Genomic DNA, 20,262 nt, shown 5'->3' with positions numbered 1-20,262 from the left:
TCGATGTCGAATGCTGACACCATCATGCCGCTGCCGGCCGGGATGCAGGCCGCGCTTGAATCCGCCTACGCCACACCGCCGCGGGCGTATCACAACTTCGGTCACGTCGAGACCCTGCTGCGGCATTTCGACGAGGTCGCAGCGCGTGACGGCTGGGCGCAGCCGGTCGAAGTGCGGCTGGCGATCCTCTATCACGATGCAATCTACGACGCGCGCGCGGGCGACAACGAAGCGCGTTCGGCGGAGCTCGCGGTCGAGTCCATCGCCCGCTGGCTGCCCGATGCAGGCATCGACGCCGGGCGTGTGGCCGACCTGATCCGTCTGACCGCGCGTCACGGCCAGCTGTCGCCGGACGATTTTGCCGACGATCCGCACTCCGATGACGCGCGCCGTTTTCTCGATTGCGACATGGCGATCCTCGCTGCCGACGATGTCGCGTTCGACGCTTACGACCGTGGCATCGCCGCGGAGTACCGGCACGTGCCGCGCTGGCTGTATGCGGTGAACCGGCGGCGTTTCCTGAAATCGCTGCTCGCGCGACCGCGCATCTATCTCGACGACGGCTTCCACGCGCGGCTCGACGCGCAGGCACGTCACAACCTGCGCCGCGCGGTGACGACCAAGCGCTGACGCGCTCCCGCAGGGCCATGCCGGTATCATGGCGGCATGGCGAAACTGCTGCTCAATCTGCGTTACGTACCCGACGATGAAGCCGCCGATGTCTGCGCGTTTCTCGACGAGGCCGGCATCCCCTGGTACCAGACCCGTCCGAGCCCGTTCGGCATCTCGCTGGGCGGGATCTGGCTGCGCGAGAACGACGATCTGCCGCGCGCGAAAGCGTTGATGGCCGAGTACCAGAAGGAACGACAGGCGCAGGCGAAAGCCGTGCAGACGCAGGCCGAGCGTGACGGCACGGCCGAAACCTTCGCTGACATCGTGCGCAACGATCCCAAGCGCGTCGTGCTGATCGTGATCGCGATCGTGTTCCTGATCGGCCTGATGGCCGTGCCCGGCTACATGCTGTCGCGCTGAGTCGCGCTGGCTGTCTGCGCCTGCATCACTCCGCGGCAACGATTGTCACGCGAGACTGCGTGCCTGTCCGTTACCGCTCGCGCCGGCGTCATGTCGCCGGGCGGGGGCGGGCAACCAGAGTTCAGTCCATGACCACGCCAAACGATCGCGCGCATCCCAGGCCGAAGACGAAGCCGTGGACGCGGCCGAATCCAAAACCGCGCGCCGCGCGTGAGCCTTTGAGCGACGCGCAAAAGGACCGCGCCCGTCAGCGGGCCGATGAAGCCGGTCGCCGCTATCCGAATCTCGTCGACAACATGTGGGCCAGCAGCCATCTCGACAGGAACGGCTCGCCGAAGGCGTAGCCGTCGACGGATCGTGCGTCGCGGTTGAAGCGATTGCGAAATCGGATTGATCGAGGCCCACGCACTACCGTGTGCGTTCGTCGCATTGATGACGGCGCACGGCGCGACGATTCGGCATGCGCTGCGTGTGGCGGATCGTCCACGATGAACAGGCGAATCGAGGCGTGCGCATGACCATCGGCACGGCCTGCATCAGGCGTAGGCTTGTTAAGGTCGACGGTTGCCCGCGTCACTACGCGGCAGACCCCAGCCATTGCCCGGAGATTCCATGCGCTCACGTCGCACGCCCTCGCACACCCTGTTCGCCGCCCCGATCGTCCTGATCGCTGCACTGACCGCCCTGCCTGCCGCCGCCCAGCGCGAGATCCGCTTCGAGGCTGCCGAGGCGCCGGCCAGCGGGACGCTGGTGCTGGCAGTGCCGGAACTGGCGGACGGTGGCGCACGCGACGGTGCGTTCGCGCGTATCGATGCGGGCAGCCAGGGCGCGTTGACGCGTGCAATCACCGCGGCCGGCTTCAGCGGCAAGGCCGACAGCCAGCTGGATCTGCCCGGCATCGCCGGCTTCGATCGCGTGCTGCTGGTCGGCACGGGCGGCGGCACGCCCGATGCGCGTCGTATCGAGGATGTCGGCGGTTTGATCGGCCGCTTCGCCGCCCGCAGCAAGGCGCCGCAGGTCGACGTGCTGTGGGAGGGCGCCGAAGCCGATGCGGCCGCGCAGTTGGCCTTCGGTGCCGCGCTCGGCGAGTACCGCTTCGACCAGTACCGCACCACTGGCAAGACCGACGATGCCGCCGGCACCGGCACGCTGGTTGTGCGCAGTGCGGCGGGTGCTGGTGCCGCCAGTGCCTGGGACAACGACTGGAAGGCCGTCGCCGAGGGCGTGAAGTTCGCCCGTGACCTGGTCACCGAGCCGGCCAACGCACTCGGGCCGGAGGAGTTCGTCGCCCGCACGCGCGAAGCGTTCGCGGGCAAGCCGAACGTGAGCATCGAAGTGCTGGACGTGCCGGCGATGGAGCGTCTCGGCATGGGCAGCCTGCTCGCAGTGGGGCAGGGCAGTGTGCGTCCGCCGCGGATGCTGGTCGTGCGCTACAACGGCGGCACGCGCGGAGAAGCACCGGTCGCGTTCGTCGGCAAGGGCATCACCTTCGATTCGGGCGGCATCTCGATCAAGGGCAGCGAGAACATGTGGCGCATGAAGTACGACATGACCGGCGCTGCCAGTGCGACCGGCGCCGTGCTCGCGCTCGCCGGCCGCAATGCGAACGTCAACGCGGTGGCGGTGTCGGCGCTGGCCGAGAACATGCCCTCGGGTTCGGCGACGCGCCCGGGCGACGTGATCCGCACCGCGGCCGGCAAGACCTATGAAGTCATCAGCACCGACGCCGAGGGCCGCATGGTGCTGGTCGACGCGCTCTGGTACGTGCAGCGCCAGGACAACCCGCGTGTGATCGTCGACATCGCCACGCTGACCGGTGCCATCGTCACCGCGCTGGGCAACGACTACGCCGGCCTTTTCACACGCGACGACGCACTGGCCGCGCAGCTGGAACGCGCGGGCGACGCGGCCGGTGAGCCGGTGTGGCGCATGCCGATGCATCCGGGCTACGGCAAGCTTCTGGAATCGCCGATCGCCGACATGCGCAACGGCGGTGGTCGCCCGGGCTCGGGTACGGCGGCGCACTTCATCGGCGAGTGGATCGACGCCGGTCGGTCGTGGGCGCATCTGGATATCGCCGGCATGGCCTGGCGCGACGGCAATGAACTGTCGACGACGCCGGCGGGCGCTTCGGCGTACGGCGTGCGGCTGTTCGACCGGTTCGTGCGGGACAACTACGAGCGTTGAGGCTCCGGCGTGGGGTGGCAGGCCGTCCGCAGGTCGCGCCATCCCATGCACCCTCCGGCATCCAGGCGTCCGGTCGCCCCGGGACGGCAATGGTGTTCCGGTCGAGCGGCGCGCCGATGGCCACGTTTCGCGGCGCGTCCGCCTGACCGGCACTCGGGCCTTCCGCTCTGGCTCCGGATCGTGAAAGCGTGCCCCCGCTACAATTGCGTCCATGATCGACAACCTCGCCGCCTACCACTTCGTCGCCCTCGACGATCCCGATGCCGTCGCCGCATGGCTGCGCGCGTTGGCCGAGGCGGGCGGGCTGCGCGGCACGGTGCTGGTCGCGCCGGAAGGCATCAATCTGTTCCTGGCCGGCAGCGTCGATGCCATCGACACGCTGGTCGGGACCGTACGCGGCGATGCGCGCTTCGCGACGCTGCAGGTCAAGCGCAGCCGCAGCGACGCGCTGCCGTTCGCGCGACTCAAGGTCAAGGTGAAGCCGGAGATCATCAGCTTCCGCAAGCCCGAAGCGATGCCGCTCGGCGCACCGGCGCGCGCGCCGGATGTGTCGCCCCACACGCTGGCACGATGGATCGCGCAGGGCCACGACGATGCCGGCAAACGTCTCGTGCTGCTCGACACGCGCAATCGCGAGGAGTTCGGATTCGGTACGTTCACCGATGCGCTGACCTTGCCGATCGACAACTTCACCGAACTGCCCGACGCACTCGCCCCGCATCGCGAGGCATTGCGCGATGCGACGGTCGTGAGTTTCTGCACCGGCGGCATCCGCTGCGAGAAAGCCGCGCTGTGGATGCGCGCCGACGGCATGGACAACGTGCTGCAGCTCGACGGCGGCATCCTCGGTTACTTCGAGCAGGTCGGCGGATTCGGCTACGACGGACGCTGTTTCGTCTTCGACGACCGCGTTGCGCTCGATCCGCAACTGCACCCGCTGCGCGACGGCGTGCCCGCATGACCTGGCTCGGGTTCGTTCTGGTGATCCTCGGGATCTGGCTGGCCTTCAAGGTCGCCGGCGTGGTGCTACGGCTGATCGTCACCGTGCTGATCGTGATCGCCGCCTACTGGTGGCTCGCGCCCGTGTTCGGCTGGCCGACACTGGGCGAACTGTTCCATGTGCTGGGGCCGGACGTGCACCTGCCGGATCTCCCGTTGCCGGAACTCAGGCTTCCGTAGGCCGCGTCGGAAGTCCGTCCGCGGTGGGACTCAGTCGAACTCGCGTGACGGCAGGACGAAGCGCCGCTCCGGTCGGCCGACGAGGTCGAGGAAATTGTTGAACACCGCCTCCGCCTGCGCCTGCATCGGTGCGATGTGGGTCTGCGTCAGTGCGCGGATCGCGGCGTCGTCGTGCGGCAGGCCGGAAGCGGCGAGTTCGGCGCGGTACGCAGGCGTCTCGAGCCAGCGCTCGATCAGCGGCGGATCCATCTCCAGATGGAACTGGAAGCCGTAGGCGTTGTCACCGTAGCGGAAGGCCTGCTGTTCGCAGCTGTCGGTGCGGGCGAGGTGCACCGCAGTCGACGGCACTTCGAAATGCCGGCCGTGCCACTGGAACACCGGCGACGCGGCGCCGAGCGGGGCGAGCACGGGATCGGACTGACCTGCTTCCGTCGTCAGCAGTGGATACCAGCCGATCTCGGGTCGTTCGATGCGCCGCACCGGTGCACCGAGGACATGCGCGAGCAGTTGCGCTCCCAGACAGATGCCGAGCACAGGCCGGCCGAGTTCGAGCATGCGTTCGATCGCACGCAGTTCGGTGCGCAGATGTGGCCGTGCGTCGCGCTCTTCGACATTCATCGGCCCACCGAGCACGACGAGGCCGCGATACCGGTCCACGCTCGGCTGCGCGTCGGGTTCGCGTTCGAAATTGACGAAGCGGATGCGATGCCCGCGCCGACGGATCAGCGGATCGAGCGTCCCCAGCGGTTCTGCGGCGACATGCTGGAAGACGAGGATGCGTGACATGTCACGATTCTAAACAGACGGTGCGGGCGACAGACGTCCCCGCGTGCGCGCGCGACATCCAGCCGGATATCGCACACGCGTGTCAGCGGCCGGATGACGGCGATGCCGACGGGTCTTCGCCGGTATCGCCATAGTCGGGATGGACGACAACCCGACTGCGCTTCCGGAAGCAGGCGCGAGAGCGTCGGACAGCATCCTCACGCCCTCACGCCCTCACGCCCTCACGCCCTCACGCCCTCACGCCCTCACGCTTCAGCGCGGATCGCGACGCGGCGGTCCCTTGCGCGGGCCGCCCGGCTTGAAACCGCCCGGCTTGTGACCCGGCGGCTTGGCACCGAAGGGGCGCTTGGCGCGCGGCGGAGCCGCGGTCATGTCGGCATCTTCGGCGCGGCGGATGCGGATCGGCTGGCCGCCGACACGCACCTTCTTCAGATGCTCAAGCAGCTCGCGCGGCATGCCTTCCGGCAGGTCGACCAGGCTGTAGTCGTCGCGGATGTCGATGCGGCCGATGAACTTGCTCTCGAGATCCGCTTCGTTGGCGATCGCGCCGACGATGTTGCCCGGCTGCACGCCGTGCACGTAGCCGACTTCGATGCGGAAGGTCTCCATGCCGACGTCCGGATCACGCGGACCGGTGTCCGGGCGCGGCGGACGCGCTTCGCGCGGCTCGCGGGCTTCACGCGGTTCGCGCGCGGTACGCGACGCCTCGCGGCCACCCGGACGCTCGACGAACTCGCGCTCGAATGCGGGCTTGTCCGGCTTGCGCGGCGGCTCGAGCAGCAGCGGCGTGTCGCCCTGGACCACCTTGGCCAGCGCCGCGGCAATCTCGGCCGCCGGCACGTTGTGCTCGCGCTCGTAACGTTCCACCAGGTCGCGGAAGATCCCCAGCTCGCTGCTGCCCAGCGCGGTGGTGATCTTCTCGAGGAACTTCGCCACGCGCGCCTCGTTGACGGTATCGACGCTCGGCAGCTGCATCTGCTCGATCTTCTGCCGCGTCGCGCGTTCGATCGCACCCAGCATGCCGCGCTCGCGCGGGGCGACGAACAGGATCGCCTCGCCGCTGCGACCGGCGCGGCCGGTGCGGCCGATGCGGTGCACGTAGCTTTCGGTGTCGTAGGGAATGTCGTAGTTCAGCACGTGGCTGATCCGGTCGACGTCCAAGCCGCGCGCGGCGACGTCGGTCGCCACCAGCACATCGAGACGGCCGTCCTTGAGGTTCTGGATCGCACGCTCGCGCTGCTTCTGGTCGAGATCTCCATTGATCGCGGCAGCCGACAGGCCCCGCGCCGACAGCTTCTGCGCCAGTTCCTCGGTCGCCAGCTTGGTGCGCGCGAAGATGATCATCGCGTCGAAGGGCTCGGCCTCGAGGATGCGGGTCAGCGCGTCGAGCTTGTTGACGCCGCTCACCATCCAGTAGCGCTGGCGGATGTTGGCGGCCGTCGTCGTGGTCGCCTTGATCGCGATCTCGACGGGATTCTTCAGATAGGTCTGGGCGATGCGCTTGATCTGGCTCGGCATCGTCGCGGAGAACAGGGCGACCTGACGCGTTTCCGGCGTCTTCTTCAGCACGGCCTCGACGTCGTCGATGAAGCCCATGCGCAGCATCTCGTCGGCTTCGTCGAGCACCAGGGCGCGCAGTTCCGACAGATCCAGCGAGCCGCGCTCGAGGTGGTCGATGACGCGGCCGGGCGTGCCGACGATCACCTGCACGCCGCGCTTGAGCGCGCTCAGCTGCTGGGCGTAGCCCTGGCCGCCGTAGATCGGCAGCACGTGGAAACCGGGCATGAACGCCGCGTACTTCTGGAAGGCTTCGGCGACCTGGATCGCCAGTTCGCGCGTCGGCGCGAGCACCAGCGCCTGCGGCTTGCGCTGCGCGGGATCGATGCGCGCCAGCACCGGCAGCGCGAACGCGGCGGTCTTGCCGGTACCGGTCTGGGCCTGGCCCAGCAGGTCACGACCTTCGAGCAGTGGCGGGATGGTCGCGGCCTGGATCGGCGAGGGCGACTCGTAACCGACTGCGGTCAGGGCACGCAGCAGGGTCTCGGGCAGGGCGAGATCGGTGAACTTGGGGGTGTCGGCAACAGGGGTAATGGGCGACTCGGCGCTCATGGTGCGGTCTCTCGTAGCGCCGGCACAGCCGGTCGGGGAACCGCATAGTGTAGCGGGCGCCCCGCGATGCCGCAGTCGTGTTGTAACCGATTCCCGAACGTTGATGGCTGCCGTTCACCTGCGGCACCGGATACGGCCGATCGTGCCTGCAGGTGCTTCGGTCCGGACGATGTCGCCCCCATCATGACGGATTCCGCCCCCGAGTCCGCGCCATGATCCGTGTGCATCACCTGAACAACTCACGTTCGCAGCGGGTGCTCTGGCTGCTGGAAGAACTCGGCCAGCCTTACGAAGTGGTGCGCTACGCCCGCGACCCCAAGACGATGCTCGCGCCGCAGGCGCTGCGCGACGTGCACCCGCTGGGCAAATCGCCGATGCTCGAGATCGACGGCCGACGCCTGGTCGAGTCCGGCGCGATCATCGAAGCGCTGGTCGAGCGTTTCGATCCCGATCACGCGCTGTCGCCCGCCCCGGATGATGAAGACGAACGTCTGCGCTACCGGCAGTGGCTGCACTACGCCGAAGGCTCCGCGATGCCGCCTTTGCTTCTGTCGCTGGTGTTCGGCCGCCTGCGCAGCGCGCCGATGCCGTTCTTCGTCAGGCCCATCGCGCGCGGCATTGCCGACAAGGCCATGCGGACCTTCATCGGCCCGCAGCTGCAGACGCATCTGGACTACGTCGAACTCGAACTCGGCGCCTATCAGTGGTTCACCAGCGATCGCTTCACCGCGGCCGACATCCAGATGAGCTTTCCGCTGGAAGCGGCCGTCGTCCGCGCCGCCGATCGCGTCGGCCCCAATATCCGCCGCTTCGTCGAGCGTATCCATGCGCGGCCGGCGTACCAGCGGGCACTCGAGGCGGGCGGTCCGTTCGAGCTCGGCCGATGACCGGCACGCCGCACGCGCCGGCACCGGTGCCGCTGGAGCACGCGCTGAGGTTCGACAACCGCTTCGTCCAGTCCCTGCCGGGCGATCCCGAGACCGGCGCGCGACGTCGGCAGGTCGAAGGTGCGCTGTGGTCACCGGTGTTGCCCACCCCGGTCGCGTCGCCGCGCGTGCTGGCGTACTCGGCGGAGATGGCCGAGGCACTCGGCTTCGATGCCGGCACGGTCGCGTCCCCGGAGTTCGCCGCGGTGTTCGGCGGCAATGCGCTGACACCCGGTATGACGCCCTATGCCTCGAACTACGGCGGCCACCAGTTCGGTCACTGGGCCGGCCAGCTCGGCGACGGCCGTGCGATCACCCTCGGCGAAGGCGTGGCCGCCGACGGCCGGCGCTGGGAGCTGCAGCTCAAGGGCGCCGGGCCGACTCCGTATTCGCGCACCGCCGACGGTCGTGCGGTGCTGCGGTCGTCCGTGCGCGAATTCCTGTGCAGCGAAGCGATGCACCATCTTGGTGTGCCGACGACGCGGGCGCTGTCGCTGGTCGGCACCGGCGACGCCGTGGTGCGCGACATGTTCTACGACGGCAACGCCGCGCCCGAACCGGGCGCGATCGTCTGCCGGGTCGCGCCGTCGTTCATCCGCTTCGGTCATTTCGAGCTGCCGTCCGCGCGTGGCGATACCGCGCTGCTGCGGCAGCTGGTGGACTTCACCATTGCCCGCGACTTCCCGCATCTGACGGGCGAGGGCGAGGCCCTGTACGGCGACTGGTTCGCCGAGGTCTGCACGCGCACCGCGGCGATGATTGCCGGCTGGATGCGCGTCGGCTTCGTGCACGGGGTGATGAACACCGACAACATGTCCGTCCTCGGATTGACGATCGACTACGGCCCTTACGGCTGGGTCGACGACTACGACCCGGACTGGACGCCGAACACCACCGACGCGCAGGGCCGTCGTTACCGCTTCGGCTGGCAGCCGCGCGTCGCGCACTGGAATCTCGGACGCCTGGCGCAGGCGCTGGCGCCGCTGTTCGGCGATGTCGCGCCGCTGCAAGCCGGCCTCGATGCCTATGCCGCGACGTATGCGCGGCTGGATCGCGAGACCATCGCCGCGAAACTCGGTCTCCCCGAGTGCCGCGACGACGATGTCGAGCGCATGCAGCGTCTGCACGGCCTGCTGCAGGCGGGCGAGGTCGACATGACACTGTTCTTCCGCGGCCTGGCGGATCTCGACGCCGAGGCGCCGTCGCTGGAGGTCGTGGCGGATGCGTTCTATGACGATGCGAAGCGCGCGCGGGTGCAGGGCGAGTTCGACGCCTGGCTCGGCGACTACGCTGCGCGGCTGCAGGAAACAGGCGAGTCCAGCGACGTGCGCCGCGCCCGGATGCACGCGGCGAATCCGCGCTTCGTGATGCGCAACTATCTCGCGCAGCAGGCGATCGACCGCGCCGGGGCCGGCGATCCGTCCGGCATCGTCGAGCTGCTCGATGTCATGCGCCGGCCGTATGACGAACAGCCCGGGCGCGAAGCGTTTGCCGGCAGGCGCCCGGACTGGGCGCGGACGAAGGCGGGCTGTTCGATGCTGTCCTGCAGTTCCTGATCGCCCGACCTGCTGCCCGGCGCTGACCGGTGCGGGCGCTGCTGCAGGATCGGGAGCCAATCGGCGGGCCGGTTTCATGCCGGCACGCGCGGCAGCGGACGTCGCCGCCGGATGCGCCACTTCATGACCGGTGCATGCCCGGCGGCATCCGGGCCATCCCGACCCGTTAGAATGGCCGGATGCCTTTGATGACCTTGAATGACGTCGACTACAGCGTCGGCGGACCCTTGCTGCTGGACGGCGTCGAGCTGTCGATCGAACGCGGCGAACGCGTCGCCCTGATCGGCCGCAACGGTGCCGGCAAGTCCACGCTGATGCGCCTGATCGATGGCGAGCTCAAACCCGATGACGGCGAGATCCGCCGCGAGCAGGGCGTGCGCGTGACGCGGCTCGAACAGGAAGTGCCTGCGGGCGCGGAGGGGAGCGTGTACGACGTGGTCGCCGGCGGCCTGGGCGATGCCGGCGCCGCACTGGCCGAGTACCACCGCCTGCTGCATGCGGAGGACTACGACGCGCTCGCCGATGTGCAGGCGCGGGTCGAGGCACTCGACGGCTGGCGCATCGACCAGCGCGTGAGCGAAGTGCTCGAGCGCCTGCAGCTCGATGGCGATGCCGCGTTCACCAGTCTGTCGGGCGGCATGAAGCGGCGTGTGCTGCTCGCGCGCGCGATCGTGTCGGCGCCGGACATCCTGCTGCTCGACGAGCCGACCAACCACCTCGACATCGCCGCGATCGACTGGCTCGAAGGCTTCCTCAAGCAGTGGCCGGGCGCGATCGTGTTCGTCACCCATGACCGGCGCTTCCTGCGCGCACTGGCGACGCGCATCGTCGAGATCGACCGCGGCAGGGTCACCAGCTGGCCCGGCGACTGGGAGAACTATCTGCGCCGCCGCGAAGAGCGGCTGAACGCCGAAGCCCAGGAACAGGCGCGCTTCGACAAGATGCTGGCCCAGGAAGAGACGTGGATCCGACAGGGCATCAAGGCGCGTCGCACCCGCGACGAAGGCCGCGTGCGCCGGCTCAAGGCGATGCGTCTGGAACGTGCACAGCGCCGCGACCTGACCGGCAACGTGCGCATGGCGGCCGCCTCGGCCGGCGCCTCCGGCAAGAAGGTCGTCGAGCTGAAGGACGTGACGTTCGGCTTCGGCGAACGCAGGCTGATCGACGATTTTTCCACGACGATCTTCCGCGGCGACCGGATCGGCCTGATCGGCGCGAACGGCACCGGCAAGACCACGCTGCTCAAGCTGCTGCTCGGCGAACTGCAGCCGCAGGCCGGTGAAGTGCGCAGCGGCACGCAGCTGCAGATCGCGTACTTCGACCAGTACCGCGCGACGTTGCGCGAGGACTGGAGCGCGCTGGAGAACGTCGCCGAGGGCCAGGATTTCGTCGAGATCAACGGCACCCGCAAGCATGCGATCGGCTACCTGCAGGATTTCCTGTTCACGCCCGAGCGCGCGCGTGCGCCGATCACCCGCCTGTCGGGTGGTGAGCGCAACCGGCTGCTGCTGGCCAAGCTGTTCGCGCAGCCGTCGAACATGCTGGTGATGGACGAACCGACCAACGATCTCGACGTCGAGACGCTGGAGCTGCTCGAGGAACTGCTCGGCGACTATCCCGGCACGCTGCTGCTGGTCAGCCACGACCGCGACTTCCTCGACAACGTGGTCACCTCCACGCTGGTCATGGAAGGCAACGGGCATGTCGGCGAGTACATCGGCGGCTACGAGGACTGGCTGCGGCAGCGCCCGCAACCGGGTGATGCGCTTGCGGAAACCACGCTGGCGCCGAAGTCCGCCCCGGCCGCGGAAGCGGCACCTGCAGCACCCGCTGCGGCGCCGGTCGCAAAACGCAAGCTCAGCTACAAGGACCAGCGCGAACTCGAGCAGTTGCCCAGGCGCATCGAGCAGCTCGAAGGCGAGATCGCGAAGATGACGTCGGAGATGCACGAGGCCACGTTCTACCAGCGCGACGCCACGGCCATCGCTGCCCATGGCCAGGCACTGCAGGAGGCGCAGGACGCGCTCGACGCCGCCTTCCTGCGCTGGACCGAACTCGACGCCTGAGGCGTCCGCACCTCCACATCCGACCACCAGGCCCGACGCCGTGCTGATCACCCAGGCACTTCCCGCCGACACCGATCTGCTGGCGCTGCAGCGCGCCGCGCCCGCGCGGCATCCGCTGCTGCTGCAGTCAGTCGCGCACGGCACCGCACATGCGCGCTGGGACCTGCTGCTGGCGACCGACGGCACGCGTCTGCAGCTCGATGCCGACGGCACAACACGGGATGCCGACGGCGCACCGGTCGACGGTGGATTTCTGGACGCACTCGACGCCCGCTGGTCGGCGCTGCGCGTGCCGCGCGAGGAACCCCGCTGGCCGTTCCGGGGCGGCTGGGCGCTGTACCTGGGCTACGAACTCGCCCGTCAGGTGGAGCCGGTACTGGACCTGCCGCGCGCCGCCGGTGGGTTGCCAGTGGCGGTTGCCTGGCGGTGTCCGGCTGCTGTGCTGCGTGACCATGCGACCGGCGAATGCATCGCGGTGGCGGAGACAGGCGCCGACGCACTGCTCGCCGACCTGGTGACCGCCGCACGGTCGGCTGGCCCGGCGATGCCACCGTGGCGCGCACCGCAGGTGCTCGACGAGGATGCGCCCGCGCGCTTCACCGATGGCGTGCAGCGGATCCTCGACTACCTCGCGGCCGGCGACGTCTTCCAGGCCAACCTGTCGCGGGGCTGGCAGGCGCGCTTCGACGGCGCGCTCGATCCTGCCGCGCTGTATGCGCGGCTGCGGGAACACAATCCGGCGCCGTTCGCCGGCCTGCTGCAGGGCGACGGCTGGGCAGTGGCCAGTGCGTCACCCGAGCGGCTCGTGTCGGTGCGCGGCGATCTGGTCGAGACCCGCCCGATCGCCGGTACGTGCGCCCGGTTCGACGGCGACGACGATGCCGCGCGCGTGCAGGAACTCGTCGGCCATCCGAAGGAGCGCGCCGAGCACGTGATGCTGGTCGATCTGGAGCGCAACGATCTGGGGCGCGTCTGCGTGCCGGGCAGCGTGGAGGTCGACGAACTGATGTGCGTGGAGAGCTATGCCCACGTGCACCACATCGTCAGCAACGTCCGCGGCCGCCTGCGCGCCGATGTCGCACCGGGCCGGACCATCGCCGCAGTGTTTCCCGGCGGCACCATCACCGGCTGCCCCAAGGTCCGCTGCATGCAGATCATCGCCGAGCTCGAAGGGCAGGGGCGTGGCGCCTACACCGGCGCGATGGGCTGGCTCAACCGCGACGGCGACCTCGACCTCAACATCCTGATCCGCAGCGCCGAGGTCGAAGGCGATCTCGCCCGCTTCCGCACCGGTGCCGGCATCGTCGCCGACTCCGATCCGGCGCGTGAGCTCGAGGAAACCCGCGCCAAGGCGCGCGGCACGCTGCGGGCGCTTGGCGTTCCGGGCTGAGGCCCACTTGCGCGCGCCGGCCCGTACAGGCGCCGGCGCGACCTGCGGTCAGTCGATCCGCGCCATCGCACGCAGCCGCGGTTCGCCTTCGCCGACGCCTTCCATGTCCGTCCGCAGCCCGTTCTCGAAACCGCCGCCGCTGCCCGAATACAGCAGCCAGACCGGGCTTTCGTTGCGCAGCACGTCCAGTGCGTTGTGGAAGTCGTCGAGGTGATAGTGCAGCGATGGCGCGCTGCCCTGGATGGCGTCTTCGGGCAGGGTTTCGCCATTGGCGTGGAAGACCAGCTGGCCGATCGAGCCGCTTTCGCCGTGCAGCCAGATGCGTGGCGGGAAGCGGTTGGCCGAATACATCACCTGGTATCCGGTGATCCGGGTCTGTTGCATGACGTGCTCCGTGATGAAGGCCCCTGTGTCCGTCACAGACGCGCGGAACGGCGCATACCGGCCACGCATCTCGCATGGTCTTCCGTCCGCCACGGTATCCTGCCCGCCCTGTCCCGCATCGACGGCCCGCGCCGCCCATGACCGAAACCGAAGTACCCCGGAAGCGCCGCATCGGCAGGCTCCTGCTGTCCGCGCTCGTGATCGTCGCGCTGCTGGCCGGGCTGTCCGCCTGGTTCCTGCACGCACGCTACAGCCGCTTCGCGGACACGCCGCTGGCGGGTCTGTCCGACGACGGCACGCTGGTGGTCGCGCGCGGCGATTCATTCCAGCGGGTGCTCGGCCGCCTGCGCGAGGCGGGCGCCGTCGAAGGCCATGCGCTGGAATGGCGTCTGCTGGCGCGCGAGCTCGGCGCCGATGCGCGGATCCAGGTCGGCGAGTATCCGCTCGACCCGGCCACCACGCCGCGCGAGCTGCTGCTGCGGATGCGCGACGGCAAGGTGATCCATCACCGCTTCACCATCGTCGAAGGCTGGAACATCCGCGAACTGCGTGCCGCGCTCGGCCGCGCGACGCCGCTGGTGCAGACGCTGCAGGAGATCGACGATGCCGCGCTGATGGAGGCGCTCGGCAAGAGCGGCGTGCACCCAGAAGGCCGCTTCCTGCCCGAGACCTATCTCTACACCACCGGCGACAGCGACGTGGACCTGCTGCGGCGCGCGAACACCGCGCTGGAAGCCGAGGTCGACCGTGCGTGGGAATCGCGTGCGGACGGTCTGGAACTGCAGGATCGCGAACAGGTGCTGGTGCTGGCCTCGATCATCGAGAAGGAAACCGGCATCGCCGACGAGCGTCCGGCGATCTCGGGCGTGTTCAACCGCCGGCTGAAGATCGGCATGCGCCTGCAGACGGATCCCACGGTGATCTACGGCATGGGTACCGCTTACGCCGGCAACATCCGTCGCCGCGATCTGCAGACCGACACGCCCTACAACACCTATACCCGCGACGGCCTCCCGCCGACGCCGATCGCGATGGCCGGTGCCGCCGCGATCCAGGCCGCGACGCACCCGGCCGACGGCGATGCGCTGTACTTCGTCGCGGTCGGCGACGGCAGCGGCCGCCATGTGTTCTCGCCGACCTACGCCGCGCACAACGTCGCGGTGCGCGAGTACGTGCGCAGGTATCGCGCGAAGTTCGGCCGCGGCGATGCCAGCAGCGGCAACGCGGCCGAAGCGGCGGCGGGTGCCGAAGCCGCGCCGCCCAACGAAGTCGAAGTGGAAGCGGCCACGGGCGGCGCGGACGACGACGCATGAGCGCACTGCGGACATATCCCCGCTTCGTGTCGATCGAAGGCGGCGAGGGGGCCGGCAAGACTACGGTACTGCGTGCGCTGCGCGATGCGCTGGCGGCAGATGGAAACGAGGTTGTCTGCACGCGCGAGCCCGGCGGCACACCGCTGGCGGAACTGATCCGCGGGCTGCTGCTCGATCCCGGCCACGAACCCGCACGCCCGGACACCGAACTGCTGCTGATGTTCGCTGCGCGTGCGCAGCACGTGCAGGAGACCATCCTGCCCGCGCTCGAACGGGGCGCCTGGGTCATCAGCGACCGCTTCACCGACTCCAGTTACGCCTATCAGGGCGGCGGGCGTGGCATCGATCCGGCGCGCATCGCCGCGCTCGAAACCGCGCATGTCGGCATCGCGCCGGCAATCACGCTGCTGCTCGATCTCGGCGTGGCGCAAGGGCGCGAACGCGCGCGTGGACGCGATGCGTTTCCCGATCGCATCGAAGCCGAGCAGGACGCGTTCTTCGAGCGCGTACGCAGTGCCTTCCTCGCACGTGCGCAGGCCGAGCCGCAGCGCATCCGTGTGATCGATGCGACACGTACGGCCGATGTCGTCGCTGCCGACGCCGTGCAGGCGCTGCATGCGGCGCGGGCTGCGGCATGAGCGCGCAACCCGCATTCGCGCCATGGCAGGCGCGCATCCATGAGCAGGTGCGCAGCGCGCTCGACAGCGGCCGGCTGGGACATGCATTGCTGTTCTGCGGGCCGGCGCGTCTGGGCAAGCGCGCGGTGGCCGATGCACTCGCCGCACACGTGCTCGGCCTCGATCGCGAGGTCCGCAGCGCACAACTGCTCGCGGCCGGCACGCATCCCGATTTCCACAGCGTCTCGTTCGTCCCGACCAAGGACGGCACCAAGCTGCGCACCGAGATCGTCATCGACCAGATCCGCGAACTGTCGGCCAAACTGTCGCTGACGCCGCAGTACGGCAGCGCGCAGGTCGCGATCGTCGATCCGGCCGATGCGGTCAACACGTCCGCCTGCAACGCATTGCTCAAGACGCTGGAAGAACCGCAGCCCGGCCGTCACCTGTGGCTGGTCGCGGCCAATCCGCTGCGCCTGCCGGCGACGATCCGCAGCCGCTGCCAGCGCATCGAATTCCGCCTGCCGCCGCGCGAGGAAGCGCTGGCCTGGCTGGCCGGTCGCGGTCATCGCGAAGCCGACGCGGTCGAAGCGCTGGACGCTGCGCGCGGACATCCGGGCCTCGCGGCCGACTGGCTCGACGGTGGTGGCATGGCGCTGCGCCGCGAGGTCGCCAAGGATATTGCCGGTGTGGCGAAGGGCGATCTGCCGGTCGTCGCCACCGCGCAGCGCTGGGCGAATGGCGACGATGCGGCCGAACGCGTCGCGCATGCCGCCGATCTCGCGCTCGCGCGTGCATCCGGCTTGACCGATGTCGCGGGAATCGGGAAGCTGGCCGCGTGGTTCGACGCCGCCAACCGCACCCGTGACCTCCTGAGGACCACGGTGCGTGCCGACCTCGCCATCGCCGAGCTGTTGCTGGCGTGGCGCGGCACCGTCGGGCGCAACTGACTTCTTCGATGGGAACCAAGCCATGAGCGCAACTGCCGCAGGCGCACGCCAGGGCATCCTGTCATTGGCCGTCAAGGACAAGACCGCGCTGTACAACGCGTACATGTCCTATCTCAAGCACGGCGGCATCTTCGTGCCGACGCCCAAGCGCTATTTCCTCGGCGACGAGGTGTTCCTGCTGCTGACGCTTCCCGAGTCCGGCGATCGCCTGCCGACTGCCGGGAAAGTGGTGTGGGTCACGCCGGCTGGCGCGCAGGGCAACCGCACCGCGGGCGTGGGCGTGCAGTTCGCCGATACGCCGGAAGGCGAGGCGGTCAAGAACCGGATCGAGACCCTGCTCGCCGGCACCCTGCAGTCCGAGAAGTCGACCCACACGATGTGAGTCCGCCGCCCGCATCGCGCGGGCGTGCATCGTCTTCGGGCGCGCTCAGCGCGCGTCGTTTAGCATCGCGCGCAAGGCGGGGTGCCGGATTTCCATGACGTCGAACAGTCCCGCCGCGCGCAGATATACCGCGCGCCGCAGCAGCTCGTCCTCGTAGTCGCGACGCAGGAGTTCGTCGTCCTCCTCTTCGATCGCCAGGCGCGCGAGTTCGGTGAATTCCTCGATCCAGCCCATCGTCGCGTAGGCGTCCGGTACGGCAGGCTGCACCCGGTGCGGCTCGCGTTGCGGCGGATTCGGAAGGGCGTGCATACGGAAATCCTTCAGGCTTACTAAACCGGCTGGACGGTATAGTCTAGACTCTTGGTTCCTTCGTCAAGATGCGCTTCGTCCTATGGCCACCCGCAAGCCCCGCAGCGACGCCCGCGCGCGCATCCTGGATTCGGCACTCGTCGTGTCCGATCGCGTCGGTGCCGCGCACCTGACGCTCGACGCGGTGGCTGCCGAGGCGGGCGTCAGCAAGGGCGGCCTGCTGTACCACTTCGCGAGCAAGGACCTGTTGCTCAAAGGCGTCGTCCAGCACCACATGGACCGGCATCACCGTGACCTGGAAGTGGCCGAAACGATGTTCCCGGCCAATCCCGGTGGTTATCTGCAGGCCTTCGTGCATGCCCAGCGGCAGGGGCTGGAGGCCAAACGCCTGCATGGTCCGAAGGCGACGCAGTCCTTCATCGCGGCGGCGGTCAACACGCCCGAGCTGATGGATGCGCCGCGGCAGCATGCCGCCACGCACGCCGCCCGGCTGCGCGAACTGGGGCCGGATTTCATCGAGGCGCTGCTGGTCACGCTGGCGCTCGATGGCCTGTTCTTCGGCGATGCGTTCGAGATGCTCGATTTGAAGGCGTCCGAGCGCAACGCGCTGATCGCCGCGCTGGAATCGCGCGCGGCGGCACTGGCGATGCGGCATTCGGGTTGACGGGTGTTGCGTCGGGGACCGGCGTGTTCAGCGCTGGCCCTGAAACACCTGGAGTTTCGACAGCCGCGTGATGCGGCCGGCGTTCGGTTCAGAACGCGATGCCGTGATGCGGCGGACGGGACGCGCACGCTGCGGTCCTGACAGCGCCCGTGGGGCGTGGGAACAGGCGCGACCTGAGCCGCGCCCGTGGACGCATCACACCGTGCGCGGTACCGGCTGCAGCGCCGGATTGTCCCAGCCAGGGCGTGGCGCGAAGCGATCGCCGTGGCGTGCCTGCAGCGCGCGCAGACGCTCGACCAGCACATCTGCGCCGGTCTCGCGGATGTACTGGATCGGGCCGCCGCGGAACGGCGCGAAGCCGGTGCCGAAGATCACACCTGCATCGAGCAGATCCGCGTCGGCGACCACACCGTCCTGCAGGGCGGCGACGGCCTCGTTGAGCAACGGCAGAATCAGGCGGTCCTGCAGATCCTCCGGCGCCTTGTAATCCTTCGGCAGCTCGGGCTTCTGCGCCTTGCCTTCGACCCACTTGTAGAGGCCCTGGCCGTCCTTTTTGCCACGCTGGCCCGGTTCGGGCGGCGTGGCCAGAGAGGCGGGAATGCGCAGGCCGAGGAACGGTGCGAGTTCCTGGCCGACGCCGGACGCAACATCCAGACCCACGGTGTCGATCAGCTCGACCGGTCCCATCGGCATACCGAAGTCGACCGCCGCCTTGTCGATCGCCTTGCCCGGAATGCCTTCGGCGTAGGCGCTTGCGGCTTCGAGCATGTAAGGGAACAGCAGGCGGTTGACCAGGAAGCCCGGCGTGCCGGCAACCGGAACGGGCAGCTTGTCGATGGCCTTGCAGAACGCGGCCAGACGCTGCGCGGTGACCGCGTCGACACCGTCGTGGTGGACGATCTCGACCAGCGGCATCGAGGCGACCGGATTGAAGTAGTGCAGGCCGGCGAACTGGCCCGGACGCCGTACGCCGCTGCGCAGTTCGTCGAGCGGAATCGACGAGGTGTTCGTGGTCAGCAGCGCATCGGCGGGCAGGCGCGGTTCGACATCGGCGTAGAGGCTGCGCTTGGCGTCCGCGTTTTCGACGATCGCCTCGATCACCAGATCGGCATCGGCGATGCCGTCGCCGGCAAGATCGGAGCGCAGGCGCGCAGCGACGTCGGGGCGCTTGGCGGGATCCTTGACCTTCTTCTCGAACAGCGTCGCGGCGCGGGCCTGGGCCTTGTCGATGAACGTCTGCTCGCGGTCCTGCAGCGTGACATCGAAGCCCTTGTAGGCCGACCACGCCGCGATGTCGCCGCCCATCACGCCGGCGCCGATCACATGCACGCGCCGGACCGGGGCCTGGCCGTCCGCGGCTTTGCCGCCGAGGCCCTTGAGGCGCTCCATCAGGAAGAACACGCGGGTGAGATTGCGTGCGGTCGGCGTGCCGGCGAGCTTGACCACCGACTTGCGCTCGGCCGCCAGCAGGCTGCGCGTATCGCCCGACGCGCGGCGCCAGGTTTCGATCATCGCGTAGGGCGCAGGGTAGTGCTGCTTCTTCGCCTTGCGTGCCACCTGCTTGACCAGCACCGGCGCAAGCGCCTGGCGCACCGGCCAGATGTTCGTCGCCCAGCCCATGAAGCGCTGCTTGAACGGACGCGTGGTGCCGCGGAGCGCGAGCGTGATCGCCGCATCGATGATCAGCGCAGGCTCGACCACCTTGTCGACCAGACCGATGCCGCGCGCGGCTTTCGCCGACAGGGCGCGGCCGGTGAGCATCATGTCGAACGCGGCGGGCGCGCCCACCAGTCGCGGCAGACGCACACTTCCGCCCCAGCCTGGATAGATGCCGAGCTTCACTTCGGGCAGGCCGATCTTCGTCGACGGATCGTCGCTGGCGACGCGGTAATCGCAGGCCAGCGAGATCTCGGTGCCGCCGCCCATGCAGAAGCCGTGGATCGCGGCGACCGTGGGGCAGGGCAGTTCGGCCAGGCGCTGGAACGCCATCTGGCCACGGCGGATCGTGTCACCGATCGTGCCCTTCGCATCGAACTCGGCGAACTCGCGGATATCGGCCCCTGCGATGAAGCCCTTCGCTTTCGCCGAGCGGATGACCAGTGCCTTCGGCGGGTCGAGCGCCAGGCGTTCGAGCAGCGTGTCGAGTTCGATCAGCACATCCTGCGCGAACGTGTTGACCGATTCGTTGGCGCGGTCGAAGGACAGCACGAGCACACCGTCTTCGCGCGGCTCGGCTTGCCAATGACTGAAGCGAAGCCCGTCGAGGCCTGCAAACATACGGCACCATTCTTGAAGGTATGGGGGATCCGCCTATGATCCCGAGGTTGCTTCCACGCCGTCAAATCGGCGCTTGAAAGCGGCGTTTGAACCGGTCCACCTGCTGCGTCGCCGGGCGATGGCGTCTTCGCGACT

General features: G+C 68.9%; 20 protein-coding genes. 15 read left to right on the top strand and 5 right to left on the bottom strand.

What is annotated here, in order from left to right:
• Positions 1-3: 3 nt before the first annotated feature.
• The 6 genes from AC3A4E_RS11520 (at position 4) to AC3A4E_RS11495 (ending at position 4,398) form a co-directional block, all read left to right on the top strand.
• Complete coding sequence (locus tag AC3A4E_RS11520) at positions 4-630, top strand: HD domain-containing protein (RefSeq protein ID WP_487631601.1); 627 nt, start codon at positions 4-6, stop codon at positions 628-630.
• A 36-nt stretch (positions 631-666) separates the two neighbouring features.
• Complete coding sequence (locus AC3A4E_RS11515) at positions 667-1,032, top strand: DUF6164 family protein (protein WP_487631600.1); 366 nt, start codon at positions 667-669, stop codon at positions 1,030-1,032.
• Positions 1,033-1,160: 128 nt separating this feature from the next.
• Positions 1,161-1,376: a hypothetical protein gene (locus AC3A4E_RS11510; RefSeq protein WP_487631599.1), complete on the top strand. Its 216-nt coding sequence runs from the start codon at positions 1,161-1,163 to the stop codon at positions 1,374-1,376.
• Positions 1,377-1,644: 268 nt separating this feature from the next.
• Entirely contained in the window at positions 1,645-3,219 is a 1,575-nt protein-coding gene (locus tag AC3A4E_RS11505; RefSeq protein WP_487631598.1) for a leucyl aminopeptidase, read from the top strand.
• Positions 3,220-3,430: 211 nt separating this feature from the next.
• A complete protein-coding gene (locus tag AC3A4E_RS11500) occupies positions 3,431-4,180 on the top strand; it encodes a sulfurtransferase (protein ID WP_487631597.1) in 750 nt (249 codons plus the stop codon).
• Positions 4,177-4,398 carry a hypothetical protein gene (locus AC3A4E_RS11495; protein WP_487631596.1) on the top strand — a complete coding sequence of 74 codons (222 nt, stop codon included), beginning with the start codon at positions 4,177-4,179 and terminating at the stop codon, positions 4,396-4,398. The genes AC3A4E_RS11500 and AC3A4E_RS11495 overlap by 4 nt, the downstream gene beginning before the upstream one ends.
• 30 nt (positions 4,399-4,428) lie before the next feature.
• On the opposite strand, the gene AC3A4E_RS11490 is transcribed toward AC3A4E_RS11495, so the two are convergent.
• Together AC3A4E_RS11490 and AC3A4E_RS11485 are read right to left on the bottom strand one after the other, a co-directional pair.
• On the bottom strand, positions 4,429-5,184 hold the full coding sequence (locus AC3A4E_RS11490) for a type 1 glutamine amidotransferase (protein ID WP_487631595.1): 756 nt from the start codon (positions 5,182-5,184) through the stop codon (positions 4,429-4,431).
• Between the two features lie 252 nt (positions 5,185-5,436).
• Complete coding sequence (locus tag AC3A4E_RS11485; RefSeq protein WP_487632065.1) at positions 5,437-7,275, bottom strand: DEAD/DEAH box helicase; 1,839 nt, start codon at positions 7,273-7,275, stop codon at positions 5,437-5,439.
• 230 nt (positions 7,276-7,505) lie between these two features.
• Here AC3A4E_RS11485 and AC3A4E_RS11480 point away from each other — a divergent pair, with 230 nt between their 5' ends.
• The 4 genes from AC3A4E_RS11480 (at position 7,506) to AC3A4E_RS11465 (ending at position 13,231) form a co-directional block, all read left to right on the top strand.
• On the top strand, positions 7,506-8,180 hold the full coding sequence (locus AC3A4E_RS11480) for a glutathione S-transferase (protein ID WP_487631594.1): 675 nt from the start codon (positions 7,506-7,508) through the stop codon (positions 8,178-8,180).
• A complete protein-coding gene (locus AC3A4E_RS11475) occupies positions 8,177-9,775 on the top strand; it encodes a protein adenylyltransferase SelO (RefSeq protein WP_487631593.1) in 1,599 nt (532 codons plus the stop codon). Before AC3A4E_RS11480 ends, AC3A4E_RS11475 begins: the two co-directional genes overlap by 4 nt.
• A gap of 179 nt (positions 9,776-9,954) precedes the next feature.
• A complete protein-coding gene (locus tag AC3A4E_RS11470) occupies positions 9,955-11,841 on the top strand; it encodes an ATP-binding cassette domain-containing protein (RefSeq protein ID WP_487631592.1) in 1,887 nt (628 codons plus the stop codon).
• 40 nt (positions 11,842-11,881) lie between these two features.
• On the top strand, positions 11,882-13,231 hold the full coding sequence (locus AC3A4E_RS11465) for an aminodeoxychorismate synthase component I (RefSeq protein WP_487631591.1): 1,350 nt from the start codon (positions 11,882-11,884) through the stop codon (positions 13,229-13,231).
• A gap of 48 nt (positions 13,232-13,279) precedes the next feature.
• Here AC3A4E_RS11465 and AC3A4E_RS11460 read toward each other — a convergent pair whose 3' ends face one another.
• Positions 13,280-13,615, bottom strand: coding sequence for a hypothetical protein (locus AC3A4E_RS11460; protein WP_487631590.1), 336 nt, complete (start codon positions 13,613-13,615; stop codon positions 13,280-13,282).
• Between the two features lie 137 nt (positions 13,616-13,752).
• On the opposite strand from AC3A4E_RS11460, the gene mltG reads away from it, so the two are divergent.
• Genes mltG through AC3A4E_RS11440 form a run of 4 tightly spaced genes read left to right on the top strand, consistent with a single transcriptional unit; the run spans position 13,753 to position 16,877 of the window.
• Entirely contained in the window at positions 13,753-14,928 is a 1,176-nt protein-coding gene (gene mltG / locus AC3A4E_RS11455) for an endolytic transglycosylase MltG (protein WP_487631589.1), read from the top strand.
• Positions 14,925-15,566, top strand: coding sequence for a dTMP kinase (tmk, locus tag AC3A4E_RS11450; protein WP_487631588.1), 642 nt, complete (start codon positions 14,925-14,927; stop codon positions 15,564-15,566). Before mltG ends, tmk begins: the two co-directional genes overlap by 4 nt.
• A complete protein-coding gene (locus tag AC3A4E_RS11445; RefSeq protein ID WP_487631587.1) occupies positions 15,563-16,495 on the top strand; it encodes a DNA polymerase III subunit delta' in 933 nt (310 codons plus the stop codon). The genes tmk and AC3A4E_RS11445 overlap by 4 nt, the downstream gene beginning before the upstream one ends.
• 22 nt (positions 16,496-16,517) lie before the next feature.
• Entirely contained in the window at positions 16,518-16,877 is a 360-nt protein-coding gene (locus AC3A4E_RS11440; RefSeq protein ID WP_487631586.1) for a PilZ domain-containing protein, read from the top strand.
• Positions 16,878-16,922: 45 nt separating this feature from the next.
• Here the strand turns inward: AC3A4E_RS11440 and AC3A4E_RS11435 are convergent, their stop codons facing one another.
• A complete protein-coding gene (locus AC3A4E_RS11435; protein WP_487631585.1) occupies positions 16,923-17,186 on the bottom strand; it encodes a hypothetical protein in 264 nt (87 codons plus the stop codon).
• An 82-nt stretch (positions 17,187-17,268) separates the two neighbouring features.
• On the opposite strand from AC3A4E_RS11435, the gene AC3A4E_RS11430 reads away from it, so the two are divergent.
• Positions 17,269-17,850, top strand: a complete 582-nt coding sequence (locus tag AC3A4E_RS11430) for a TetR/AcrR family transcriptional regulator (protein WP_487631584.1) — start codon at positions 17,269-17,271, stop codon at positions 17,848-17,850.
• 195 nt (positions 17,851-18,045) lie between these two features.
• Here AC3A4E_RS11430 and AC3A4E_RS11425 read toward each other — a convergent pair whose 3' ends face one another.
• Positions 18,046-20,127 (bottom strand): 3-hydroxyacyl-CoA dehydrogenase NAD-binding domain-containing protein, encoded by a 2,082-nt coding sequence (locus tag AC3A4E_RS11425; protein ID WP_487631583.1) that lies wholly within the window; start codon positions 20,125-20,127, stop codon positions 18,046-18,048.
• Positions 20,128-20,262 lie beyond the last annotated feature (135 nt).

It is taken from the genome of Luteimonas sp. Soil_N_1, assembly GCF_057656255.1.
Note: the sequence above shows the minus strand (reverse complement) of the source record. Positions and strands in the feature narration are given on the sequence as shown.